The 24,294-nt window shown below is 42.4% G+C and carries 30 protein-coding genes; 16 read left to right on the plus strand and 14 right to left on the minus strand.

All coding sequences use genetic code 11. The annotated features are described in order from the left end of the window. Nucleotides 1-26: 26 nt before the first annotated feature. The 4 genes from LN995_RS04755 (at nucleotide 27) to LN995_RS04770 (ending at nucleotide 3,458) form a co-directional block, all read left to right on the plus strand. Entirely contained in the window at nucleotides 27-461 is a 435-nt protein-coding gene (locus LN995_RS04755) for an SRPBCC family protein (RefSeq protein WP_229958901.1), read from the plus strand. A 76-nt stretch (nucleotides 462-537) separates the two neighbouring features. Then, the gene (gene crtD / locus LN995_RS04760) at nucleotides 538-2,043 is read left to right on the plus strand and encodes a 1-hydroxycarotenoid 3,4-desaturase CrtD (protein WP_229958903.1); all 1,506 of its coding nucleotides are present in this window, start codon (nucleotides 538-540) and stop codon (nucleotides 2,041-2,043) included. Beyond that, nucleotides 2,036-2,731 (plus strand): carotenoid biosynthesis protein, encoded by a 696-nt coding sequence (locus LN995_RS04765; RefSeq protein WP_229958904.1) that lies wholly within the window; start codon nucleotides 2,036-2,038, stop codon nucleotides 2,729-2,731. The genes crtD and LN995_RS04765 overlap by 8 nt, the downstream gene beginning before the upstream one ends. A gap of 115 nt (nucleotides 2,732-2,846) precedes the next feature. Continuing rightward, nucleotides 2,847-3,458, plus strand: coding sequence for a TetR/AcrR family transcriptional regulator (locus LN995_RS04770; RefSeq protein WP_229958906.1), 612 nt, complete (start codon nucleotides 2,847-2,849; stop codon nucleotides 3,456-3,458). Between the two features lie 66 nt (nucleotides 3,459-3,524). On the opposite strand, the gene LN995_RS04775 is transcribed toward LN995_RS04770, so the two are convergent. Further along, nucleotides 3,525-3,767 carry a DUF6952 family protein gene (locus LN995_RS04775; protein ID WP_229958908.1) on the minus strand — a complete coding sequence of 81 codons (243 nt, stop codon included), beginning with the start codon at nucleotides 3,765-3,767 and terminating at the stop codon, nucleotides 3,525-3,527. A 4-nt stretch (nucleotides 3,768-3,771) separates the two neighbouring features. Beyond that, a complete protein-coding gene (locus LN995_RS04780) occupies nucleotides 3,772-4,092 on the minus strand; it encodes a thioredoxin family protein (protein WP_229958910.1) in 321 nt (106 codons plus the stop codon). Between the two features lie 400 nt (nucleotides 4,093-4,492). Here LN995_RS04780 and prfA point away from each other — a divergent pair, with 400 nt between their 5' ends. From prfA to LN995_RS04795, 3 genes are all read left to right on the plus strand, one after another. Then, a complete protein-coding gene (gene prfA / locus LN995_RS04785; RefSeq protein WP_229958913.1) occupies nucleotides 4,493-5,566 on the plus strand; it encodes a peptide chain release factor 1 in 1,074 nt (357 codons plus the stop codon). A 170-nt stretch (nucleotides 5,567-5,736) separates the two neighbouring features. After that, nucleotides 5,737-7,104, plus strand: a complete 1,368-nt coding sequence (locus LN995_RS04790) for a hypothetical protein (RefSeq protein ID WP_229958915.1) — start codon at nucleotides 5,737-5,739, stop codon at nucleotides 7,102-7,104. A 76-nt stretch (nucleotides 7,105-7,180) separates the two neighbouring features. Further along, nucleotides 7,181-7,603, plus strand: a complete 423-nt coding sequence (locus tag LN995_RS04795; RefSeq protein ID WP_229958917.1) for a secondary thiamine-phosphate synthase enzyme YjbQ — start codon at nucleotides 7,181-7,183, stop codon at nucleotides 7,601-7,603. An 85-nt stretch (nucleotides 7,604-7,688) separates the two neighbouring features. Here LN995_RS04795 and LN995_RS04800 read toward each other — a convergent pair whose 3' ends face one another. From LN995_RS04800 to gpmI, 3 genes are all read right to left on the minus strand, one after another. Further along, nucleotides 7,689-9,203: a M43 family zinc metalloprotease gene (locus LN995_RS04800; RefSeq protein WP_229958919.1), complete on the minus strand. Its 1,515-nt coding sequence runs from the start codon at nucleotides 9,201-9,203 to the stop codon at nucleotides 7,689-7,691. Between the two features lie 117 nt (nucleotides 9,204-9,320). Beyond that, nucleotides 9,321-9,896, minus strand: a complete 576-nt coding sequence (locus LN995_RS04805; protein ID WP_229958921.1) for a hypothetical protein — start codon at nucleotides 9,894-9,896, stop codon at nucleotides 9,321-9,323. 3 nt (nucleotides 9,897-9,899) lie between these two features. Beyond that, the gene (gene gpmI / locus LN995_RS04810) at nucleotides 9,900-11,429 is read right to left on the minus strand and encodes a 2,3-bisphosphoglycerate-independent phosphoglycerate mutase (RefSeq protein ID WP_229959276.1); all 1,530 of its coding nucleotides are present in this window, start codon (nucleotides 11,427-11,429) and stop codon (nucleotides 9,900-9,902) included. Nucleotides 11,430-11,706: 277 nt separating this feature from the next. On the opposite strand from gpmI, the gene LN995_RS04815 reads away from it, so the two are divergent. The 5 genes from LN995_RS04815 (at nucleotide 11,707) to LN995_RS04835 (ending at nucleotide 15,310) form a co-directional block, all read left to right on the plus strand. Continuing rightward, on the plus strand, nucleotides 11,707-12,120 hold the full coding sequence (locus LN995_RS04815) for a DUF4783 domain-containing protein (RefSeq protein WP_229958923.1): 414 nt from the start codon (nucleotides 11,707-11,709) through the stop codon (nucleotides 12,118-12,120). A 66-nt stretch (nucleotides 12,121-12,186) separates the two neighbouring features. Beyond that, a complete protein-coding gene (nadC, locus tag LN995_RS04820; protein ID WP_229958926.1) occupies nucleotides 12,187-13,044 on the plus strand; it encodes a carboxylating nicotinate-nucleotide diphosphorylase in 858 nt (285 codons plus the stop codon). Between the two features lie 130 nt (nucleotides 13,045-13,174). Then, complete coding sequence (locus tag LN995_RS04825) at nucleotides 13,175-13,762, plus strand: hypothetical protein (RefSeq protein ID WP_229958927.1); 588 nt, start codon at nucleotides 13,175-13,177, stop codon at nucleotides 13,760-13,762. A 106-nt stretch (nucleotides 13,763-13,868) separates the two neighbouring features. Next, complete coding sequence (locus LN995_RS04830; protein WP_229958928.1) at nucleotides 13,869-14,156, plus strand: hypothetical protein; 288 nt, start codon at nucleotides 13,869-13,871, stop codon at nucleotides 14,154-14,156. 401 nt (nucleotides 14,157-14,557) lie between these two features. Beyond that, on the plus strand, nucleotides 14,558-15,310 hold the full coding sequence (locus LN995_RS04835) for a ZIP family metal transporter (protein WP_229958929.1): 753 nt from the start codon (nucleotides 14,558-14,560) through the stop codon (nucleotides 15,308-15,310). A 36-nt stretch (nucleotides 15,311-15,346) separates the two neighbouring features. Here the strand turns inward: LN995_RS04835 and LN995_RS04840 are convergent, their stop codons facing one another. The 6 genes from LN995_RS04840 to LN995_RS04865 form a co-directional block, all read right to left on the minus strand. Next, entirely contained in the window at nucleotides 15,347-15,565 is a 219-nt protein-coding gene (locus tag LN995_RS04840) for a cysteine-rich CWC family protein (protein WP_229958930.1), read from the minus strand. A 147-nt stretch (nucleotides 15,566-15,712) separates the two neighbouring features. Beyond that, nucleotides 15,713-16,051 carry a hypothetical protein gene (locus tag LN995_RS04845; RefSeq protein WP_229958931.1) on the minus strand — a complete coding sequence of 113 codons (339 nt, stop codon included), beginning with the start codon at nucleotides 16,049-16,051 and terminating at the stop codon, nucleotides 15,713-15,715. Between the two features lie 128 nt (nucleotides 16,052-16,179). Next, on the minus strand, nucleotides 16,180-16,584 hold the full coding sequence (locus tag LN995_RS21850) for a septal ring lytic transglycosylase RlpA family protein (protein WP_262910409.1): 405 nt from the start codon (nucleotides 16,582-16,584) through the stop codon (nucleotides 16,180-16,182). 160 nt (nucleotides 16,585-16,744) lie between these two features. Continuing rightward, nucleotides 16,745-17,515: a hypothetical protein gene (locus LN995_RS04855; protein ID WP_229958932.1), complete on the minus strand. Its 771-nt coding sequence runs from the start codon at nucleotides 17,513-17,515 to the stop codon at nucleotides 16,745-16,747. Nucleotides 17,516-17,554: 39 nt separating this feature from the next. Continuing rightward, the gene (locus LN995_RS04860; protein WP_229958933.1) at nucleotides 17,555-17,863 is read right to left on the minus strand and encodes a hypothetical protein; all 309 of its coding nucleotides are present in this window, start codon (nucleotides 17,861-17,863) and stop codon (nucleotides 17,555-17,557) included. Nucleotides 17,864-17,866: 3 nt separating this feature from the next. Beyond that, the gene (locus LN995_RS04865) at nucleotides 17,867-18,322 is read right to left on the minus strand and encodes a GNAT family N-acetyltransferase (protein WP_229958935.1); all 456 of its coding nucleotides are present in this window, start codon (nucleotides 18,320-18,322) and stop codon (nucleotides 17,867-17,869) included. A gap of 579 nt (nucleotides 18,323-18,901) precedes the next feature. Here LN995_RS04865 and LN995_RS04870 point away from each other — a divergent pair. Together LN995_RS04870 and LN995_RS04875 are read left to right on the plus strand one after the other, a co-directional pair. Continuing rightward, complete coding sequence (locus LN995_RS04870) at nucleotides 18,902-19,081, plus strand: hypothetical protein (RefSeq protein ID WP_229958937.1); 180 nt, start codon at nucleotides 18,902-18,904, stop codon at nucleotides 19,079-19,081. A 363-nt stretch (nucleotides 19,082-19,444) separates the two neighbouring features. Beyond that, nucleotides 19,445-19,708, plus strand: a complete 264-nt coding sequence (locus tag LN995_RS04875; RefSeq protein ID WP_229958938.1) for a hypothetical protein — start codon at nucleotides 19,445-19,447, stop codon at nucleotides 19,706-19,708. Between the two features lie 80 nt (nucleotides 19,709-19,788). Here the strand turns inward: LN995_RS04875 and LN995_RS04880 are convergent, their stop codons facing one another. Beyond that, nucleotides 19,789-20,175: an Hsp20/alpha crystallin family protein gene (locus tag LN995_RS04880; RefSeq protein WP_229958940.1), complete on the minus strand. Its 387-nt coding sequence runs from the start codon at nucleotides 20,173-20,175 to the stop codon at nucleotides 19,789-19,791. A gap of 638 nt (nucleotides 20,176-20,813) precedes the next feature. On the opposite strand from LN995_RS04880, the gene LN995_RS04885 reads away from it, so the two are divergent. Together LN995_RS04885 and LN995_RS04890 are read left to right on the plus strand one after the other, a co-directional pair. Further along, nucleotides 20,814-21,221, plus strand: coding sequence for a hypothetical protein (locus LN995_RS04885; RefSeq protein ID WP_229958942.1), 408 nt, complete (start codon nucleotides 20,814-20,816; stop codon nucleotides 21,219-21,221). Nucleotides 21,222-21,464: 243 nt separating this feature from the next. Beyond that, the gene (locus LN995_RS04890; protein WP_229958944.1) at nucleotides 21,465-22,124 is read left to right on the plus strand and encodes an OmpA family protein; all 660 of its coding nucleotides are present in this window, start codon (nucleotides 21,465-21,467) and stop codon (nucleotides 22,122-22,124) included. A gap of 196 nt (nucleotides 22,125-22,320) precedes the next feature. Here LN995_RS04890 and LN995_RS04895 read toward each other — a convergent pair whose 3' ends face one another. Continuing rightward, the gene (locus LN995_RS04895) at nucleotides 22,321-23,853 is read right to left on the minus strand and encodes an FAD-dependent oxidoreductase (protein WP_229958946.1); all 1,533 of its coding nucleotides are present in this window, start codon (nucleotides 23,851-23,853) and stop codon (nucleotides 22,321-22,323) included. Nucleotides 23,854-24,059: 206 nt separating this feature from the next. After that, nucleotides 24,060-24,197: a hypothetical protein gene (locus tag LN995_RS04900; protein ID WP_229958948.1), complete on the minus strand. Its 138-nt coding sequence runs from the start codon at nucleotides 24,195-24,197 to the stop codon at nucleotides 24,060-24,062. Nucleotides 24,198-24,294: the final 97 nt, after the last annotated feature.

Genomic DNA, 24,294 nt, shown 5'->3' on the forward strand with positions numbered 1-24,294 from the left:
TGATTAATAAAGTTTCTGAACCAGCAATGATATTACATCTAAAAACTACCATAACACAGAACTTTATAACTGTCTTTGAGGCGTTTGATGAGCAATTGTTTTTAAAGCTTTCTCCGCCCTATCCGCGCCTGCGCCTGCTACAGTTCGATGGAAGTGAGCCGGGAGATACGGTAGCCGTAGAAATGTTTACAGGACTTACGCGACACCGCTGGACAAGCCTTATCACAGAAAGAAAAGTTACAGCATCAGAAGCTTATTTTGTAGACGAAGGACAAGAGCTGCCCTCTCCCCTGCGGCGTTGGCGGCACAAGCACCTGATTACAAAACATGGTCATGGAGCAATCGTTCATGACATAGTTGAGTACAGTACAGGCTTGTTAATATTAGACCTGCTGCTTTACCCCCTTATGCTGGCGCAGTTCAGTATGCGTAAACCTATTTATAAAAAAGTGTTTGGGTGATTTGTCAAAATGTTGAAAACCTTTCCCCTACCTTGGCAGTTAAGTGCTCAAAAGAGAAAATAGTAATAGAATAAGAATGGCAGAAGCAGCTATAGTAGGAGCAGGTATTGGAGGAATAGCCGCAGCTATACGTCTGGCTGTGAAAGGCTATGAAGTAACTGTGTTTGAAGCCAACCATACCTTTGGAGGTAAAATGCAAGAGTTTTGGCTCGGAGATTACCGCTTCGATGCTGGCCCATCGTTGTTCACGTTGCCGCATCTGGTAGATGAGCTGTTCACACTGGCGGGCCGTACCCCTTCTGACTATTTTACCTATATTCGCCTGGACCCAGTCACACACTACTTCTGGCCCGATGGTAGCCGGTTAAAAGCCTATGCCGACGCAGCCCAATTTGCAAAGGAGGCAGAACAGCAACTGGGAGTGCCTAAGCAGGCGGTGCAAAATGCTCTAGCTAAAAGCAGCCGTTTGTACAAAGGCACTGCAGATACATTCCTGCAGAAGTCTTTGCACCGGTTGAATACTTACTTAAGTGTAGATGTGCTGAAAGCCTTGAGTTGTCTTTCAGACCTTGGCCTTATCTCCAGTATGCATAAAGTTAATGCAAGTCAGTTTACAGATCCTCGCTTTGTGCAGTTGCTGGATCGCTTTGCCACTTATAATGGGTCTGATCCTTATCAGGCACCCGGAACACTCAACATAATTCCGCACCTGGAGCACAATTTAGGAGCTTTTTACCCGAAAGGAGGTATTTACGCCATTGCCGCAAGTCTGGTGAAGTTAGCAGAGGAGCTGGGTGTAAAGTTTCGATATAATGAACAGGTAAATAGAATCACAACAGCCGGAAAGCGCATAACAGGCTTGGAAACACCTGATGGAATATATAAAGCTGATGTAGTAGTGAGCAACATGGATATCGTGCCCACCTATCGTAAGCTCTTACCTGACCAGGCTGCACCAGAGAAAACCTTGCAGCAACCACGTTCCAGCTCAGCCCTTATTTACTATTTGGGCATTAAGCGTCAATTCCCAAGCCTACACCTGCACAATATTTTTTTTAGCCAGGATTACAAGAGCGAGTTTGAGCACATATTCCAGCGCAAAACTATCAGCTCCGACCCTACTGTGTATGTGAATATCACTTCTAAAATGGAGGCAGCAGATGCTCCGGCAGGTGCAGAGAACTGGTTTGTAATGGTTAATGTACCGTATAACCAAGGGCAGGACTGGCAGCAGCTGACTGCTCATACACGCCAAGTAATGCTGCGTAAGCTAAGCCAGATGTTAGGCACAGAAATAGAGCCGCTGATAGAACAGGAACAGGTTCTTGACCCCATTATTATAGAAAGCCGTACATCATCTTATGGTGGGGCCCTTTACGGAAGTAGCTCCAACAACCGTATGGCTGCTTTTCTGCGTCACCCAAACTTCAGCTCTAAAATAAAAGGCTTGTACTTTTGCGGAGGAAGTGTACATCCGGGCGGAGGAATTCCTTTGTGCCTGTTGTCAGCAAAAATTGTTGGGGGTTTAGTGCCTTCTGCTAGTACAGGATCAAAAGCAAACACAGAAAAACAAAATGCCTGAGAAGACACAAACTATAGCAACAGGTTCAGGAAATACAACATTAACACAAGGCGGCTGGAGGAGGTATTTATTACCCTTGTCTGTAGCTGTGCTGGTTATATTCCATAGCGTAGGCTTCTATGGGTTAGCTTTTAGTGATAATCCGGAATACTTTCAGCAGCTAACCCCTATGAACCTGTTACTGACGGCGGTGCTGCTCTTTTCTTTCCATAAGCGCTGGAACGGGAGCTTTATGTTATTTGCGCTTATGGCAGCAACAGTGGGCTTTACTGCAGAAGTGCTGGGCATACACACAGGTTTACTGTTCGGCGACTACAGCTATGGTGCTGCGTTAGGTCTTAAACTTTGGGAGGTGCCATTGCTTATCGGGCTTAACTGGTTGATACTCATTTACAGTACCGGTCACATTTCTGATTTTACAAAGTTTGCCTGGCCTGTTAAGGCAGTATTAGGTTCTTTGTTGATGGTGCTTCTCGACCTGTTCTTAGAACCTGTGGCAGTAGAATATGACTTCTGGAGGTGGCATAGTAACAACATTCCTTTATCTAATTTTATAGGCTGGTTTGGTGTAGCCTTACTTTTGCAGGTGCTGTATCAGTGGTTGCCAATTGCTAAAGGCAACCCAATGGCTCCTTTTGTGTTTCTGGTGCAGCTGCTGTTTTTTGTTGGTTTGTACCTGTGCCTGTAGCAGAAGAGTAAATGCAGTCGGTTTGGTTTACTTCTTCTTGTTCTGGAATAGTGTCATCTAAATAATTAAAATTGCGTAGCTAGTAATTTCTCAGCTTAATTAATTTAAAATTTGGATGACATTTCAGGATACCGTATTAGGGGAAGTACTGCAGATTTTTAAACGTGAGGGCATAGAGGCTAATTCTGAAAAAGAATTGGTTCGAAAGTTACAAATCAGCCCATCTACCTATAGAGAGATGTTTTCTGATAAAACAGACTTGGTAAAAAAAGTACTGTTGTATGATCTGGAAGAGCAAAAGCGCGAGCATGCTGAACTTCTGGCTACAGCCCAAAACCCGGTTGAGGAAATAATGTTATTGCTGAAAGATGGTCTTGAAACCCTCAAAAATATTAATCCGCTTTTTTATGTAGATATGCAGCGGCACTACCCGGAGGTTTGGCAAATTGCTTCAGAGCATTTTAGTACTTACTCCTACCATGAGTTGTCTAATGTTATTAACAGAGGCATTATTCAGAATTTTTTCAGGAAGGATGTTAACCTACAGTTGGTCACAAAGATAATTTTGGAGCAGCTGTTTATACTGCTGAACCCAAAGGTTTTCTCTCCGGAACGATATAACATTGGAGAAGTATTCCGGAGTATGTTTCTTTATTACCTCAGGGGGATTTGTACAGAGAGAGGTGGTAAATTGGCAGAAGATTTCTTCTCGAAACATAACCTCTAAAACAGAAGCGGCCTGAAATCTATAATTTCAGGCCGCTTCTGTTTTAGAGGACTTTTACAGCTTTTGTTAGCTGATAGAGACACGTACTTTCTTAGTGTACTCCCTAAGAGCTGTTTTAAAGTCTGTGCCATTATCTTCCATATCGTTCAAAATCCAGACAGCAGCCAACACGTGCGTAAGCTGTTCTCCTTCGTCGTCGCCTCCTACTTCAATGCTTATAGGCTCTTCGTCTACAATAGCTGCCTCTGCAGCCATTAGTTCGTCCAGTGTATATGTTTCTACTAGTTTTTTTATTGCAGGTATCTTCATGTTCTTATACGTCTAGTTTGTGAATTAAACTTCTTACAGCATCTTCTTTGCTAGCTGCAATAGTATCTACTAACTGCCCTCCTTTGAACACAGCGAAGAATGGCAAATTAGTAACTCCTGCTAATTTACGAGCCTCTGGGCTGGTTTCAGCATTAACGTCTACAAAGGCAATATTAGTAAACTGTTCGTCATCAGACATGCGCTTGAATTTAGGAGAAAACAAGCGGCAGTTACCACACCAGTCTGCATAGTACTTTACTACTACGTTCTGGTTTGCATTTAAAACATCATTAAAATCGCTATCAGTTGCTTTTATAACGGCCATAGTTTTTTATTATGGTTATGAATCAAATTAATTAGGTTCAGAATATTTTTACTTGGTTCAAAAGTAAAAGTTTCAAGGCAAACTTTTGTAATAGTTCTTATAAATATAACTTATGAGCTCATAGGGTTTTTCTATAAGATCATACATAATATTGCTTTTTAAGCCACAATGTTATATTCTGTAGTAATATATAGTACGTTAAAAAAGTTACCCGGTAACAACGTTTATTTATGTAAACTATGGGTTGTACAGCTAAACTAGCAGATACGGAAACTATAGTATACACTTTAAAGTTATAATAAATAGTAAATTAGGGCTGCTAAATATTTCTTTGGCATATTAGAGGAGAAAATCTAAATGCCAAATTTGTATCTTTGCAGCTTAAAACCAGATCATAGCAATGTTAGATAAATTAGAAGCCATTAATAAGCGGTTTGAGGAAGTAAGCCAGTTGCTTATCCAGCCTGAAGTGGCCAGCGATATGAAGAAGTTTAAGTCGCTGAATAAAGAGTATAAAGATCTTGACAAAATAGTAACCGAATATAAAAAGTACCTGAACCTGCTCAGCAATATTGATAATGCCAAGCAGGTTATTGCCACCGAAAAAGACGAAGAGTTCCGTGAAATGGCGAAGGATGAGCTGGATGAGCTTATTCCGCAGCGTGAAGAAATGGAAACCCATCTGAAAGAACTGTTGATTCCGAAAGATCCGAACGACAGCAAAGACATTATTATGGAGATTCGTGCTGGTGCTGGTGGCGACGAAGCCTCTATTTTTGCCGGAGATCTGTACCGCATGTACAGCCGCCTTGCAGAAAAACAGGGCTGGCGTATGGAGCTGATTGATGCGACAGAAGGTACATCAGGTGGTTACAAAGAAATTATTGTGGGTGTATCCGGTGAAGATGTGTATGGTAAGCTAAAGTTTGAGTCGGGTGTACACCGGGTGCAGCGTGTTCCTGCTACAGAAACCCAAGGGCGTATTCATACCTCGGTTGCTTCGGTTGTAGTGCTGCCAGAGGTGGAAGAACTTGATGTAGAAATTGATATGAACGATGTTCGTAAAGACCTTTTTATGTCATCCGGGCCTGGAGGACAATCTGTAAACACCACTTACTCTGCCGTACGTCTGACGCACATTCCTACGGGTATTGTGGCGCAGTGCCAGGACCAGAAATCGCAGTTAAAGAACTTCGATAAGGCATTGGCGGTATTACGTTCACGCCTTTATGAGATAGAGCTGGCTAAGAAGCAGGAAGAGGAAGGTGCTCAACGTAAGAGTATGGTAGGTAGCGGAGACCGCTCAGACAAAATCCGTACATACAACTACCCTCAGGGGCGTGTAACAGACCATCGCATTGGCTATACAGTTTATAACCTGCCTATTGTAATGGATGGTGAGATTGGTGACTTCATTGAACAGCTTCGTATTGCTGAAAACGCTGAAAGACTAAAAGAAGGCGCTACAGCATAACTCAACTCTATTGCTGTGATCGGCAAAATATATAAGGATACAGTAAGGCCAGTACAGCCATCACTGTATCCTTTTTATTTGTAAACAAGAGCGCTTTACTGTTTTTATACTGATAGATAACAGCAAAATTCTTTTTCAACAGCACATTATAACGTTACAGAAGTAGCATATTGAAATACCTACTAACCATATTGCCCCTGCTCCTTTCTATGTTTGCCTGTGAGCCAAAAGAGGAAATCGTTACCACAGACCCTGATGCTATTCTGGAGTTTTCGGCTGATACGCTCCTGTTTGATACGGTGTTTGTAAGCCAGGGCAGTGTAACTAAGCGACTTAAAGTCTATAACCCAAACGAAAGAGCTGTGCGCATCAGCGAAATCGCTTTGGCAGGATCTGCTTCATCTTCTTATAACCTGATAATAAATGGTGTGCAAAGCTCTTTGGTAAACAGCCTGGAGCTGCGTGGCAAGGATAGTCTTTATGTGCTGGTAAAGGTGAACATTAATCCAACACAGGAGAACTTGCCTTTTCTGGTGGCTGATTCTATCCTTTTTAGAACCAATGGTAATGAGCAAAACGTAAAGATGGTTGCCTATGGGCAGAATGCGAACTTCTACCGTAAGAGCAGCATTGGTACCACCACCTGGACAAACGAAAAGCCTTATGTGCTGCTGGATACTGTACTGGTGGAAGAAGGTGCCACACTCACGATAGAAAAGGGAACACACATTTATGCCAGTACTAAAGCTGCTCTGTTGGTAAACGGGCGCTTAGTTGTGGAGGGTACACCAGATGAGCGGGTGGTATTTAGCGGCTACCGCCGCGAACCGGAATATGTAGTTGCACCTGGTCAGTGGCAAGGCATTTATGTCTTAACAAAGAGTGAGAATAATATTATCCGTTATGCTACTATCAGCAATGCTATTAATGGCCTACAGGTCGGCAACCCAGGCAAGGCTGGTACTTTAGTAGAAGGTTGTGAAATAGCCTATAGTTACCTGAATGGTATTATAGGGTTCACTTCGGATGTTAAAGTGGTGAACACGCTTATCCATAACTTTGGGCAGTATGGCTTTGGAGGCCTGGGCGGAGGTAAATACGAGGTGCTATACACGACCATTGCCAGTTACAACAGCAGGTTGGTTCGTGACACACCGGCTTTTGTTGTAACAGATTTTATACCAGATATAGAAGTAGAAGCCCAGCCTATTGAATTACGATTGGTTAACTCTATTATTTATTCTGATAGTTACAGAACCAAAGATGAGGTATTGATAGAGCCTGCCTCTGCAGCTATAGAGGTGGCAAATAATATACTACGGACAGAAAGGCACCAGGAACAGTTTAGCCAGAATGGAAATCTGATAAACGTAGAACCAAATTTTAAAGCTATAGGTAAGCTTGATTTCAGCCTAGATACTTTATCTCCGGCAAATGGAGCAGCCAAAGTGCTGCTGCAGGTGCTAAAAGACTTTAAAGGCCAGACCAGAAGCACTACAAACCCTGATATAGGAGCGCTTGAAAGAACAATAGATTGACAAATTGAGAACAACTCTCAATTTAAAAATGAAATAATATTCACTTATCCTACATTCAGTTATTTAAGATTAAACTATGAAATGGCATCAAAAAGAAATAAGGTTACCAGCAGTTAAGAGAGGCTTCCATCTTATTACAGACTTAATTGAGGCACAATTACCAGAGTTGGAAGATATTAATGTAGGGCTGGCACATGTATTTATCAAACATACTTCTGCCAGCTTAACGATAAATGAAGATGCAGACCCAACAGTACGGCAGGATTTTGAGAGCCATTTCAACCACATGGTTCCGGAGAACCAATCTTATTACCGGCATACTTTAGAAGGCTCAGATGATATGCCTGCTCACTTAAAAGCGGCTATACTGGGGGCGTCGGTTACAGTACCCATCACGAACGGAAAATTCAACCTGGGCACCTGGCAAGGCGTTTACCTGTGTGAGCACCGCAACCATGCCTCTAAACGTACTGTAGTGGTTACGCTACAAGGGAACTAGTAGCAGCAGGAACAGGAGTGGCTTCATTAGGGTGCCCTGCAAAAAAAACTTAGCTATTTACTCAATCAGTTCAAGTTAGATTCTCCTACTTTACCACACTTACTTTCTTTACAGAAGTACCGTTGGTGCTGGTGAGGCGAAGGAAGTAAATACCCGCTGCTAAATGGTGCACATCCATCTGTAGTACACGGTCCTGAACTTCTGCGTCTAAAACAACTTTGCCTACGCTGTTTACCAGTTGTACATGGTGTACATAAATGCGTGCAGGTTGTTCTATGGTAATGTAATCTGAGGCGGGGTTAGGATATATTACCAGGTCCTTGACAGTAACTTGTACGTAAGCTTCTTTTAGCTCTGTACTACTCATGCGCTCATTAGAGATCGTAAGCTTTACATTATACTCACCAGGATGAGGATAAGTAACCTTGGGATTTTGCTCAGTGGATGTAGCCGGTATGCCTCCTTCAAACTCCCAAAGCCATGCAGTTGGGCGCGCTCCCTCAGAAGAGTCTGCAAAAACAACAGTCGATCCTGCTATAGTTAGTGTGTCGCTGGCTACAGCCGTGCTGAAATCAGCACGTAGAATGCCTGAGCAGGCGAGAGAGTTGATTACAGAGTTGCGGGAAGAGTTGACAACAGCATTTATATAAGCAGCCTGCCCTTGCGTAAACATGTTCATGCAGGCATCGTTGGTGTAATCCATAAAGTTCTGGTACATGTTGCCATATGGTTCGTTATCACACGAAACAACAATGCCTTCAGGGCAATCAACGGATTCCTCCAACTGGTTGGGTGTGTCCTCAATCTCATCAGAGTCATTACAGGTGGAACCAGCTCCCCATATATGATTTAAGCCAAGCCAGTGGCCGATCTCATGGGTGGCAGTGCGGCCGAGGTTATAACTCCATTCATACCTGTTAGCAGGAGGCGAACCAACAGCGTTATAATGTATTACTACACCATCCGTATTGGCAGGTGCGCCCGGAAATGTAGCATAACCTAATATATTATTGCTAATGTTACAGATCCAGACGTTCAGGTATTGCGTAGGGTCCCAATTATCTACTCCCCCTTCACTATCCGACTTAACCTCATCTTTAATATAACTGAAAGAGGTTTTGCTGGTTTGGGTACGTGTGATGCCTGTTGTCGGGTCTCCGTTAGGGTCTATGGCTGCCAGGCAAAACTCTACTCTGGTATCAGCAGCGTAAGGTTGGAAATAAGATGGCGTATTAACAGTATCAGCATTTAACCTTCTGAAATCATTATTAAGGATTTGCAGCTGAGAAAGTATCTGCTCGTCAGAGATGTTTTCTGAGGAGGTATTGTACACAACATGAAAAACCACAGGAATAGTGACTACTTCAGTAAGCTGGCGCAGGTGTTGCTTTTGCCCCTGTTGTTTTAAGGATAGTTGTACAGTGGCTTTTATTTTCTCTTGAAGCTGTTCAAAATCCGGATTTTGCTGTTTCAGCTGCTCCATATAGGCTTCTGTGCCACACGAACGACTTCCACCCTGTAGTGGCTGTGTGTTCGTCGGGCTTTGCCCTAAGCCGACGAAACTTATAAGCAGAAAAGCAAAAAGCAAAAAGGCACGCATGTTAAAACCGTAGTAAATACATAAAGTACAGGATTAAGACATAACGGCTAAAGCTACATAATATTCTGCTTTAAAGCTTAAGAGGCAACAACTTATGTTGTTTGTAGTTGTTCAGAATTATAACCTTGCGTCTATCAGGTAGCGTAAAGAATCTCCAAATACCAGTTTTTGCACTCCTGAAATGTGGTAGCTGGAGATATCTCCACTTACAGCGTTAGCTTCTAAATTTATCCTGCGTTTTGAATAAAATAGAACATTTCTATCCTGAATAAGTGCCTCAAGATGTGTTAATTTCTTTTCAGGGCTAAGCTGAAGCTGGAGGTATGATACGGGTGCCTCTGCGTCTTCTGTTCTACTATACTTTATAAGTGTGCTGCCATCTTCCAGTACTTGCTCCTGTTTTGTGTAATAATCGCGGAGAGCAGGGCGGTTTAAGTCTACTTCGTCGAAAACAGAAAGTTCGCTCTCCCAATTCAGTTCGCGCGTTTTAATGGTTTCGGTGGGCTTGCCTTTGGTTTGAACAGATTTCAGTACCACAGGCTTTTCAGCTTGCAGGCGCTGCTCTTGTTCCTGTAGGTAGGAAGTCAGGTCGTAAGAGGTCTCCGCCTTGGCAGATACAGGCGGAGCTGGCCTCTCACAAGCTGTTGTGGCCCATAGCAGGCCGAAGAGTAATATAATTTTATACTTAGCCAATGGCTACTGTTTATCAATAAGCGAAATACCGTTCATTTCCTCTGGTTGAGGAATGCTCATCAGTTCAAGAATAGTCGGGGCAAGATCTCCCAGCTTACCTGGGTGTAAAGTTCCTTTGAAATCGCTGCTTACCAGCACACATGGTACCAAGCTAGTCGTATGCGCTGTGTTTGGTGTGCCATCTGAGTTTATCATGAAGTCAGCGTTACCATGGTCTGCTATCACAATGGTATCATATCCATTGTTCAAAGCAGTTGTAATAACTTTCTCGGCACACTGGTCTACTGTTTCGCAGGCTTTTACAGCTGCCTCAAACACTCCTGTATGACCTACCATGTCTGGGTTGGCAAAGTTAAGGCAAATAAAGTCTGCCGTCTTCTGCTCCAGTTCAGGTACAATAGCATCTCGAATGTCAAAAGCACTCATTTCTGGTTGCAGGTCATAAGTGGCTACTTTCGGAGAAGGGCAAAGCAAACGTTTCTCCCCTACAAATTCGCTTTCGCGACCTCCGGAGAAGAAGAACGTTACGTGTGGATATTTCTCCGTTTCAGCAATGCGGATCTGCTTTTTGCCAACTTTAGCCAGCACTTCGCCAAGTGTGTTATCAAGGTTTGGCTTGTCAAATATTGGCTCAACGCCTACAAAAGAGTCGTCGTAGTTGGTCATGGTAATGTAGCGCAGGTTCAGCTTATGCATGTTCTGCTCATGGAAATCCCGCTGTGTAAGTGCCTGCGTTATTTCACGGCCACGGTCTGTGCGGAAGTTGAAGCAGATCACCACATCGCCCTCTTTTATAGTAGCAATAGGCTCCTGTGCATCGTTTACCTTTACAATTGGCTGTATGAACTCATCTGTTACACCGGAATTGTAAGACTCCAGCATAGACTTAATCAGGTTTTGTGATGGAGTTCCTGTACCATTCACCAATAGGTCATAAGCCAGTTTTACACGCTCCCAGCGGTTGTCGCGGTCCATGGCATAGTAACGGCCTATAATAGAGGCAATTGCTCCGGTTGTATTCTCCAGGTGCTCCTCCAGTTCATTAATATATTTTACGCCACCTTTAGGATCCGTATCGCGTCCGTCAGTAAAAGCATGTATATACACCTCACGCAGCTCCTGGTCATTGGCTGCGGTGCACAGCGCTTTCAGGTGGTCTATGTGCGAGTGTACACCGCCGTCAGACAGTAAACCTATCAGGTGAACCGGCTTTTTCTGTTCTTTGGCATAAGCAAAAGCATTGGCTAGTGCAGGCATAGTCGCCAGCTTGCGCTCAGCAATTGTTTTGTTAATGCGTACCAGGTCCTGGTACACTACCCGGCCAGCACCGATATTCATATGGCCTACTTCAGAGTTGCCCATTTGCCCCTCTGGCAAACCTACAGCCTCGCCGGAGGCCTCTAGCTTAGTGTGTGGGTAGTTCTGTAATATTGAGTCAATGTAAGGAGTGTTGGCGGCCTGTATAGCCGAAACTTCTGGATTCGTGGCTAAGCCCCATCCATCCAAAATCACTAAAAGTACCTTTTTATCCATGTCGCAAATATAGGTATAATCTTCTAAAGCCGGATGATGATTGATATGTGTTAGTGGCTCCCGATAAATTTTAACCATAGTTATATATAAGCGCTACTCTCTTTTGCTTATTAAGGTTGTAACAACGTATCTGGAAAGCCTGTTGCACAAGTATATCAGTATTTTTTTATATTCTGGAATACTATTAACTTTATAGCTGATAAATTTTTATCTATCTCTACTTACTGGGTCTTGGCATAGTTTTAGCTACTAAACGAACAAGATCACAAACATCAGTATGAAAAAATTTAGACACGTTACAGTAGTATTTTCTTTGTTGTTAGTAGCTATGTTCTTTACAGCGGATAAAGCTGTAGCACAGGGCGATGTAATGAATAGTGTAAAATCTGCTATTAAAATTGGCTCTTCTAAAGATCTTGCACGTAATTTTAGCAGTGTAGTAGAGATCGCGCTGGAAAGTGGCGAGCCGACAAGCTACAGCAATACACAGGCTGAATTTGTGATGAAAAACTTCTTCAGTAAAAATACTCCGGTAGATTTTTCTTACAGCCACCAGGGAGCCTCTGATAAGGGTCAGAAGTATGCTATTGGCACCTATACCTCTAAAACCGGATCTTATACGGTGCTGGTAAGAATGAAAGAAGCAGATGGGAAACACCTGATACAGTCTATGAACTTTATCAGAGATTAAATAAATAATAGTGAGATTTTTAAAAAGGCCCGGAGTTTATACCGAGCCTTTTTTTATTTTTGCAGTGTGAAACCGACATACCTTACAGAACAAAGCATAAGCGAGTTTATTTCGCGGGCACTGGCCGAAGACATTGGCGATGGCGACCACTCTTCGCTGGCCTCTATTCCGGCAGATGCCCGGAAGCAGGCCCGGCTATTGGTAAAAGGCGAGGGTGTACTGGCTGGTGTTGAATTGGCTGGTTATATTTTTAATGCCGTTGACCCTGATTTGCAACTGCAGGTAACGCTGCAGGATGGAGAAATTGTGAAGTATGGTGATGTGGCTTTTACCGTAAAAGGCAAGGCGCAGTCTATACTTACCGCTGAGCGCCTGGTGCTGAACTGCATGCAGCGCATGAGCGGCATTGCTACATACACACACTACCTTACCAGGCTAATTGCAGGCACTAACGCTAAGCTGCTGGATACCCGTAAGACAACTCCAAATTTCAGAATGATGGAGAAGTGGGCTGTTTTGATTGGCGGCGGCGCGAACCATCGTTTTGGGTTGTTTGACATGATTATTCTGAAGGATAACCATGTCGACTATGCCGGAGGCATACGCGAAGCTATTACAGCTACACAAAATTATCTGAAAGAAAAAGGAAAAGACCTGCGCATTGAAGTAGAAACGCGTACACTAGAAGAAGTGCAGGAAGCTTTAGACACAGGAGGCGTTAGGCGAATAATGCTTGATAATATGAGCCCGGATATGATGCGGGAGGCTGTTACCCTGATTGGCGGACGTTATGAAACAGAGGCATCGGGTGGCATAACGGAGGAAACCATACGTGCCGTAGCAGAAAGTGGCGTAGATTTTATTTCGGTGGGTGCGCTTACGCATTCTACCAAAAGTTTAGACCTGAGTTTAAAGGCATTTTAATTTAAAGTACCTTTGCCGCAAGCCTCTAGGGTAAAGGCAGTAAATTGCCTGCCGTGTTAGCTCTGTTTGCAGGGGTTAAAAGAGGTGGTAGAATGTTAGCAGAGAAAGTTTTTTGATAGTTTAATAGTTTATGCAGCAACCAAATCAAAGAGGTTACCGGGCAGCGCAGGGGGCAAACCCTATGGCAATCCGCACAAAAAAGTATCAGTTCGATAAGAAATTATACACCAGCATGGCACTTACCCAGGTATGGAAGCACGACTGGTGGTATGCCCTCATTCCATTTGTACTGCTGTTGTTGCCTGCTGCTTTTAGCTTTTCCTGGTGGTGGGTGGCCGCCGCTGTAGTTGTAACATTGCTGTTTGTGCTGTTCCGTTCTGCTCAGGTAATGGGGGTAACGCAGGTAGAACAGGCCAACCCGTTTTTTGAAAGACTGTCTTATGAGATAGATCAGCGCCAGATACTGCTGAAGCGCAACGAGCGTGAAGGAATGAACCTGTCTTGGGACATGATAGAGAAAGCTCAACGTGATAATGATGCTTTTGTAATGTGGTTACAGGCACCGGATAAGAGCCAGATGCCTGGCGGGTTTAAAGGGTGGTTAGCCCGAACTTTTCAGGTGCCTATATTTTTGCACTTGCCTTTCCGTATATTTAACAGCCCAAATGACCTTAAGCTGATGGAGAGCCTGTTACGCCGCAAGAACCTGTTGGCTTAGCACCACAACCTGATCAGGTTAAAAGAACGTAAATAATTAATTGATAATGCTTTGTTTGCTTCTTGGCAAGCGGGCTCCTAAATGTAAAGTATAAAATCAGTTAAAAATGAATAAGAACGTATTAGCAGTCTTTGCCGCCGTATGCGGATTGTTTATGGCCTCTTGCGGTACTCCTTCTGACTATCGTCCAGATGTAAAAGTATCGGTTGACTATGTTGAGCCAGGAACACGTAACACTCATAATGTCGGTAAAGTAAACGATGTGCATGGCGAATCTGAGAAAGAAGAGTATATGCCAGGTCATATGAGAGGTGGTAACAGCATTCAGCCCGGTGACAGTGTTTCAGAGGAGGTAGAAACAAACTCTGCAGACATGGGTACCTTACAGCACTAAGCGCATTAATTTTTTATTAGCCTGCCACTGCAGTATAGCAGTGGCAGGCTTTTTTGTGCCTAACAGGCAGCTACATAGCTTCTGTAAAGGCTGTATTACTTGTGCATATACAGCAAGTTGAAATTAATCAGCTATATTTGCAACAATATTGCTTTTACAGGGTGATGTGATGGTAGTAAAACAAGGTAAGTATCTGGTGCTTGCTTCCATTTTACCTGCGGCTAATTGCTTTACAGCAGTTCTCTTAAGAAGAAGTGGTCCACCGATTGGTGAATAGCCTGCAAGTGACGTTAAGAGTGGGTTTGTTGTAAGGTGGGTTTAGGAGTTAAAGATTTCATAAGCTTTTATAAACGTGAAGAGAATAACCATATGATCTTTACAAAGAGAAATAACGGTTGCAAATGATCATTGCTATTCTTGTTTTGTTTTTTGCAGTAGTGCTTTCAGGGTTCCTGGTAAAAACCTTTCCGCCTGATAATGCAAAGTGGCTAAAGATGGCCTTATCCTTTAGTGGAGCCTATCTGTTTTCTATCACTATTATACACCTGCTGCCTGAAGTTCTTTTTAACAACAGTGACCCACACGTAGTAGGGTATTGGGTGTTGGCAGGCTTTTTTCTGCAACTGGTACTTGAGTTACTTTCTCACGGAGTGGAGCATGGGCATATTCACACGCACCCCGGACATCACGTTAGTTCTATGCCTTATCTGCTGCTGGGCTCGTTATTTGTGCACTCTTTTCTGGAAGGAAGTATACTGATAGATCGGAGTTCTCAACACTCAGCCGGGCATATTCATGCTGAAAGCAACTTTTATCTGGTGTTGCTGGGGGTAACGCTGCACCATGTGCCTGCTGCTTTTGCCCTTATGTCCGTATTGATCTCTAGGCTGCAAAACTTCAGGAAGGCCTTTTCGTGGCTGTTGATTTTTGCTGTAGGCTCCCCCCTGGGTATTATTGTAAGTAATACCTTACTGCCGCAGGAGGCACCGGATAGCATGCTTTACACAGTCCTTACCGGACTGGTGGCAGGTAACTTTCTGCACATTTCTACTACTATTCTTTTTGAGACAAGTCCTGACCACCGCTTTAACCGAAATAAACTGGTGGCTACGCTGCTAGGACTTCTGCTGGCATTGTTCGGCGACTTTATGTAAACGAAAACTTGCTGCTTTATATGCGCAACACTTTAATCAGCTTTTCGATCTGTGTTGGAATTGCTGTGTTTGATACTCTGCTTGTACTTCCTTTATACAACTGGCGCAAAGGCAGTCGGTATAAAGCTTGCTTAAGTGGTAACGCTCCTCATCATTTAACCTAACGCTACTACACTGGCAAATCAGAATAGAGCCAACCTTGCATTCAAAGGGCTGGCTACATCTGGGGCATATTTTACTTTCGTGTTGAGGCATGGCTGTAGGTTACATTGCTTTCTGAAAAGCATTTTAAGCAAGTTAATTATCCGGAATGTAGAAAGAAAGCCAACGTTAGAGTAGCTCACACTTGGTTAGTTGGTATACAGCAGGGTCTTGCTAAGCAGACAATAACGGAAACTGTGCCTAAATAATAGTGGAAAGAAGAGAGGCAACAAGCGTTTTTACAGTAAGCATTAAAGTTCTGTAATGCTCGCTTACACCGGATTCAGCTTCTTCAGCAAAGGAATCCTGAAAGAAAGACAGCGGATGATCGAGGACATCTGCATCCAAAACAGATTTCCTACCTTTCTTAGCAGGAGCTTTATCCTGTGTAGCTGTTGTTAAAACCGTCTGGGTTCTTGTGCAGGTGCAAGCCTTGATGTCCTTGCATGCAGTGGTTGCATTAGGCACAAAAGAGGAGCATAACAGCATAACTGCTATCACAGGTACCAAAAGCCGAACAGATTGCCACAGTTTTAACATGTTCCAAATTTAATTTTCTGGATTTAAAAAAACAACAAAATGTTAGGATATTTTGTATAATATAGTTTTTGCTATAAAAGCGGTAATACCCTAAGTACCAATAAGATATTATTTTAATAACATAAAGACTATTTACTGGTGCTGGCAGCCTTTATTACCTGAACTCTTACTGGTACAACACCTGCTTTTATAGAGTTTAAACGCTTTGCCGCAGCCTCAGACAGGTCTACAACCCGTCCTCTGATAAATGGGCCACGATCAGTAATTCTTACCTTTACAACCTTATTTGTTTTCAGGTTAGTGACTTTTACTTTAGTACCTAAAGGCAAAGTTTTGTGTGCAGCTGTAAGCTTACCACGCCTGTAAGGCTTTCCATTAGCCATTTTATGACCTTGAAGTTTACGGCTATAATAAGAGGCTTTACCCTCTTCTGTATAACCTCGTTCTCCGAAAGCTGGCTCAGAACTTGTGCAGGAAGCAAAACAGGCTGTTAAGGCACAGCCAAAGGCTAATTGTTTAAGATAGTCTAACATAAGGGGGTAAAAGTGGCATTAGGGATACTCACTAATATACTACAGAATATTCTTGTTAGTAGCATTTAAAGTTAACCTATTTTAGATTAAGTAGTGGTACAAAAACAAAAGCCGGAGCTAACTACAGTTGCTCCGGCTTTTGTAAATCAGGTGTTATAACTTATTGTTTTAGTTGATAATTATAAACCTCCATTGCCTGTGTCAGCTTATCTTTCTGGAACAGATTTACCACAAACTGTAAGCCTAAAACACCTGCTCCGGCATACATTGCCGGTGAAACACGGAATCCTCCTCCGTCTCCACCCTGCGAAGTATTTATAGAAGAGATAGCCCCTGCTGCCAGTAAGCCTGCTCCAACTATAGAAACTCCGGTATTAACAAGGCGCGACCTTTTATGCTTATTTAGCAGCGCCATACTTGCAGCGTTGTCAGAAAGCACTTCGCTTAGGTTATTGTAATTCAGTTCATAAAGAGGCCCGTTGTCCTTCGAAAAGAAATAGATACGGCGCCTGCTACTGCCTGCTCCAAAGCCAAAAGGTGAGTAGCCTCCGTAGCCATACCCGTATGGAGAGTAACCATAGCCGTTATCGTAAACGGTGCGGGAGGTGTAATACTTATCGATGCGTGGGCCGTCTAAAACCCGTTTGGCAAAGGCATCATAGCTGCTGCCTCTGTCTATACGGGCAAAGAACCCCTCATCATTTTCATACACGTTAACAAAGCTTGGGTTGATCTTTATGGAATCATCAAGCAAAAAGTGATTAGACTTAAATATTGGCGACTTATACTGCAGCTTATTGGCATAGTAGGTTTCGCCATTCTGTAGTTGTATAAAGTACCTGCCAGTGCGGTTCTGCTCAGGTTCGGTTTGGGCAAAGGCTGTTGTTGCGCCCATAAGGCAGAACAACAGCAAATAAATACTCCTTCTCATAAAATTATAAAAATGCTTGGCCTTTTAGTTAGCCAATTTTTAGTTAAAAAGTAAAAACAACATAACTACCATACCAATTAGTGCCAGGTATACCCATCGCATAAGGTGGTTTCGGTGTTTGCCAGGAACAAAGTTGCTTATCATCATTACAACGAACAATAAGCATAAAATGTATAAAAGAATGAATGTTACTGCTTTAACCCAGTTTGGCACTACTGTATTCTCTGGTTGGTACTGGTAGTCTACTCCCATACCTGATAGCAAATATTGGAGGCCGAAAAACACGACTACTTCAAATACAATAAAATAGAAAAGCCAGACCAGCCAGATAAATTTGCTGTTATTCATTAGTTAGATGCTCTTGTAAAAGTGGTAGCTTTTAACGTGAAACCCTTCCCGGAAGTAGAACCTATGGGCATTGCTGTTAGTAACATAAGCATCCAGCATTACAGTTTCACAACAGTGGTTTTTTGCCTCTTGTAGCATCCAGTCAGAGAGTAATTTACCCAGGCCAAGGGCACGATAAGCCTCATGTACTACAAAATTATCTACCTCCAGATACTTCCCGCTATATAATTTGGTGTTTATCCAGAACCCGGATAAGCCTATGCAGGTGCCGCTGTCGTTAAAAACACCAACCATCCTATAGCCATTTGGCAGCATGCCCTGCAGCAGCATCTCATAACGTTCTGCCGACATAGCTGGGTTTAACATCCTGATAAGTTCATACTGTGCAACCATTTGCTCTAAGGTAGTAATTTCTGCTATGGTATAAGCTGCTAAAGCTTCATCTGTTTTATTGTTCATCTTATATAATTGCACTAAAATTTATGTAGTTTTTAATTAACATTAAACTATGTATACTTCTTATGCTTATTAAGCATGAGCGTAAGCATTTTATAGTAAAGTAAATATAACCTTTAAGAGCTGTTTCATGTATATATACTATATTATATATTATGAAGCTACTTTTGTATGAATATTATAAGAAAGTAATTGAACAACTTTTATATTTGAAACAAAGTGGTTGCTTAATACCGTTAAAATACCAGAAGACAGTAGGGATATGAGGTTATTGAGGAACATAAAATTAGATAATTATAACTTTTTTCACAGAGAAAGGACACGGAAGATCTTTAGCATTGGCTATGAAGATCTGACGACGGTTATATATTATCAGGACGCCAGCAACAATTATACGCTGGTTATAGCAAAGAAAGATGATCCTCCGCTGATTCTTGAAAAAGATATATCAAGAGCGGAAGCATTCAGGATTATGAATACCCGGCCATAACAGCCGGGTATTTTTTGTACTGGCCCAAAGCGCTTGCTGAATAAAGATTTCTGTTCCGGGTATCATACATGCATGTTTGCGTATAGTAGGGTATGCTTAAAAGAAATAAATATTACAAAATAGCTGTTATTGGAGTTATAGTAAGTGTTCTGCTACAGTTAACACTGTTTGTTATAGTAGACCCTTTTATTCCTTCTGTTATAACTCCTTTTTACTCCGTCTGGTTAATTCTGTTTGTCGTGGGCTGGCGCAAAGAGCATCCACGCAGGTAACTACATAAGACCCCATTTCACCATCTCTCATCCGGTTGCTTTTGTTCTACAGCTGATACAGCTTTGTTTAACAGTTGTCGCCTCATTCAAGTACAAGCTCTTCTGAATAGACACTGATTGTTAACTGACTTCTTGTTTATGTCTAGCTTGCTCCTGCTCTACCCCTATTGCCCAATACTTCTTCCTGTTAAAGCTTACTTTACTAAAACACCTCAATAAACTGGCATTAGACTAGAATTTAAGCAATCCAAGGCTCAGTTGAAGTATGTAAAGTTTTTGCGTGGCGTGTGCCAAAATATTAGTTGAGAAGGCACTTTTTTGACTATTGTTTTGCTCTATACAAAACGCAGTAATATAGAGCCTATGTCTGAACAAGATGTAATGAAAGATGTAAACCAAGTGCAGCACATGTTTCTGCTAGTGGAAAGCAGTGACGCTGTGTGCATGCTAAACGTAGCCGGACACCCTTACCGGTTACGTGAACTCGTTTTTATGATGATTGAGAATGGGTGCCGGGTAATGCAATCCAACGCCGACGAGTACAAAACATTTACCTACGACAAAGAAACAGTAGAAGTATTTGATTATATGACATCTATCATCAAAGCAAGGTTTATAAAGCAGTAAGGTTTCGCAAGTCTGGCGCGTAAAACTAAAAAGGAGCTGCAGCAAGCAACTCCTTTTTAATTGATAGCAATAAGCTTATTCTACAGTTGTTTTATTTCGATTTCTTTAGGCTGGGTGGCAGCATCATGGTAAGGTAGTCTAACCTGCAGCTGACCATCCTGGTGTACGGCCTCAATACGGCTTAAGTCTACCTGTGGGGGCAGCATAAATATTTTGTTAAACAACGGTGCGCCCAATTGTGGGTTTTCCTGGCTTTGGAATATTGAAAATATAGTAAGCTGGTTATTGTGCAGCACTACTCTGAATGCTTCAGGGTTCACACCTGCAGACCACACTTCTATTACAGCACCTTTTTTATACTTTTTAATATCTACATAAGTCTCGCTCACGCCGCCACCTATAGTATTTAACAGGTCTATTTGCTGAGCAATGTTTCGTAACAATTCTTTATCTTTTATAAGCTTCATTTCTTTCTCCTCTTTCTTATTACAAATGGAATAATGCAAATGAAGTGCCAAGGATGATAAAGGCATTTATACGTGTAAAAATATTTAATATGTGTCAAAATGGCTTGTTTGATGCTTTTGTTAATTATTTCAGTGGCCACATTGGCATATTTTGTTAAGTGTGTAAAGTAATATTATCCAAGAACCCATTGTTTAGATAATAGCTTGGACGAGTAGTTGCGACCGAAGAAGGAGCAATTCGTTATTGAAAACATAAAGCTCTTTTTAATCTGTTGTTGAGATAGATGGGTGTTTACTGTGCTGCAACAAAAGATACAGGTGTTATAGAATGTGCTTTTGGGCTTATTTTTTACCTAATATAAAGCTTCTCTTTTAGCTGATCTATACTTTGTGGCGGGTAAAGAGATTGGTTCTTTAAATTAAAGAGAGCAACTTTTTTCTAATAAGTTGAATTTCTTAGTGTCTAAACAACGAAACTATTTTTTTATTCATATGTTATGATTAAATTGGACGAAATGGCACATTGGCTTCCTTACTAATGTTGATGTACTACTGCCCACTCTACTCTGAAAGCAAACAAAGCAAGTTTAAAATCGAGCGACATTCGCTGGCATTTTTTAAGTTTAACTATCATTCGCATGAGGAAAGTTTACTTTCAGAACGAACATACAACAATTATATATAACAAAGAGGCTTCGTTAGGCACAGTGACTTGCCACGGAGAGGTAATAGGTACTGACTTTAGAGAAGCGATACTGATTTGCCTGGACATGATAGACCGCTTTGAGCTCAAGTGCCTGATTGGGGATAATAGTAAATGTAAGGCCATAGCGTCTGCAGATCTTGAGTGGTGCCAGGAGGTACTTTTACCACAGCTAGCATTAGGTCCTGTGTTAAAAGTGGCCTTATTACTTTCACAAAGCGAAGCCAGGCATGGTGTTATTGAACTGGTGGTAGATAAAGAAAACAGTATGGGCCAGAAACTGTTTATTCGGAGCCTTCCTGATGAAACTGAGGCACTAGCCTGGTTCATGGAACCTGGTTAATGTTTTTTGAAGGTGCCTTGCCATAATGTTCAAGTTACTCGATATTTGATAGCAATAGTTACTTAATATACTGCTTTAAGTAAGCCTAAGAATATTTCTTGTCTTTAATTATGCTAACTTCTGCCATAAGTTGTAGTGCTGTTACATCGGCTTTTGTACTGTGCCTATAGTGGCACTTATCACTCAAACATAACTTAGGCTCCTGCACTTCGTACATTTTAACAGAACCAACAATGAAAAACTATGAAAAAGACGATATTAATGATTTGTGCCAGTGCAGGTATTGTATTCTTTAGTGCCTGTAACGAAACTAACAAACGAGTAGAAGACCAGCAGGATGTTGCAGAGCTAGCCTCCGCCGATACAGCTGTGATGTATGGTGATGAAAAGAGACCATTAGAAGCTGACGGTGCTGAGATAAAAGAAGTAGGAGAAGGTTTCTGGGCAAATGTTGACTTTGAGGCCCCTACCATTAACGATCCGGATTTAAGCAACTCTGGCATAGAGGCAAGAAGCGGAGAAGGCTATAATGTCTATACTATGGATGAGCGTGTTCTTTTCGATTTAGATAAAGCTACCTTACGTAGTGGTGCAGATGATAAACTTAAAAGCGTTGCAGAGTCCATCAATGAACTTGGTAACCAAGGGCAAATCCGTATCTATGGATACACAGACGCCCAGGGTAGTAAAGATTATAACAAACAACTAGCTGAGGAGCGTGCTAACACAGTAAAAGACTGGTTACAAAATAATGCAGATATTGATGCTTCCAGATTGTCTATTCAGCCAGTAGGGGAAGCTAACCCTAGAGCTACAAACGAGACTGCAGAAGGTCGCCAGAAGAACCGACGTGTAGCTATTGCAGTTGCTACTAACCAGCAACAACAGCAAGCAGCACAATAATAATAAAATAAAGTACTGTTATAAAAACAGGCGGGGCCGCTGTACTTAAGCAGCGGCTCCGCCTGTTTTTATGCATCAAGGTAAATCAACAATTTTCTTCTGGTGCCTGCTAGTGTATGTCCTGTCAACGCTTCTGCTTAAGGAGACAGTTTCAGGCATTGAGAAAGCTTTAACCTTGTACGAGTAGCTTGCTTTCTTACTCTTCTGTATCGTTGGTGGCCTTTGGTTTTGCTAAATTGTGGTATGCTGGTCCTTCCAGCACTTCGCCCTCAATCGAAAAGCGGCTACCGTGGCAAGGGCAGTCCCAGCTTTTTTCAGCGTTATTGAAATGGACGACACAGCCCATGTGCGGGCAAATTGAAGATACGACGTGTAGCTGCCCTTCTTCATCCCGGTAAGCGGCCAGCTTTTCGTCGTCTATCTCAATGGTTTTGCCCTCTCCTGCTCTTATTTCTTTTAGCTGATCAGTTTCGCCATAGAACAGGAAGTCTTTAACCAAATGGAATGCTACATCAATGTTTTCTTTCGCAAACTTTGGCGCTGAGGCTATCGGCGTAAAGCGGGTAGGGTCGTATAGCTTTGCCCATTCATTTTCTTTGCCAGCTATTATGTCACTGATAATCATTCCGGAAAGCGTACCATAAACCAGGCCGTCTGCAGCAAAACCTGTGGCAATGTAAGTATTATTCTGCAGAGGGCTGGTACCTATGTAAGGTAGGGCGTCGGCAGGTTTATAGTTTTGTGCAGCCCATTTATAAACTATATGGTCTACATCAAAATGAGCTTTTAAATATTCTTCCAGTTTAAGGAAGTTCTCCTCGTTATGCTCTTTGTGCCCTACTTTGTGTGCCTCTCCTAATATAAGCAGAAAGTTACCTTGCTCATTGCTGTACGGGCGAACCGAGTAGTGCTGCATCTGTTGTACGTGCCAGTATACGCCACCTGCCGGTGAAGCTCCCTTCAGGCGTACGGCCATGGCATATTCCCGGTAAGGCTCCATAGCTGTATGCACTGCATATATTCCTTTAGGGGAGTGAGTGGCCATTATCACCTGCTTTGCGGTTACCTTGCCCCGCTCGGTTTGTACCACGCATGGCTCACCGTCTTCCACATCCATTACTTTGGTGCCTTCAAAAAGCAGGCAGTTGTCTCCGGCTATGGCTGCGGCCAGGCCTTGTACATACTTTAGCGGGTTAAACTGTGCTTGGTGAGCAATGTTTGCCATAGATTCTACTTTAAAAGGAAAACTAGCAGGAGCCTCTCCGGTAACAGGTAAACCTGCTTTTTCAGCAGCTTCACGTTCTTTACCAACCTGTGCCATCAGGTCGTTGCCAGGTTCTGAAAACAAATACCAGGGCACCCTGTTAAATTCACAGTCTATATTAAACTCCAGCACGCGCTGCTCAATAAAATCTATGGCAGCAGTTCGCGAGGTAGCTACTGCACGCATAGTTTCTTCGCTATGCTTAGATGCTATAGTATATAAACGCTCATCTATAGGGGCATACAAGTTCCCTGTAGATGAGCCTGTTGTGCCAGAACCTACCTTTAGTGCTTCCAGCACTGCAACTTTCTTGCCTGCCTTAACCAAACTATAAGCAGTACTAATGCCGGTTATACCTGCGCCCACTATAGCCACATCTACCTCTAAGTCGCCAGATAAAGAGGGATATGTTTTAAACGCTGTGGTTGCACTCCATAGAGCTTGTGTAATGTGATCTACTGCCATACTTTTTCTGCTTTGGTGTGTGTTGCTCTTAGCTTTCGCAAAAAAGGTAGCAAAGGTTTTAGAACCTGGTGTTAAAGTGTAATTATTATCTTGTTGGTTTATAGGCTAGTACAGCAAAGATGATAGCGCAAGAACGCTATAAGCCTAAACATAAGCTACAGTACCTCTTTATAAGCTCATAACTGTTTAGCCTGCGTTACTACGAATTAAACTAATACCCTATGCTGAAAGCCCATGCCTAACTCATTTAAGAAGGGTAGTTCACTTCCCAATGGCTGTGTCTGAATAATCAGAATCTGATTATTCAGTAGTGCCTGTATTGGCCTGGCCCATGTTTCCGACATGATAACTTAAGCTCAGTTCTTTAGCCGAAAAATTGGGGAGACAGTAAAATTAGTTACAGGAGCTTTTGCAGCAAGACCTTTCCTAACATTGAGTGGG

The organism is Pontibacter silvestris (assembly GCF_020907275.1).
Classification (GTDB): Bacteria; Bacteroidota; Bacteroidia; order Cytophagales; family Hymenobacteraceae; genus Pontibacter; species Pontibacter silvestris.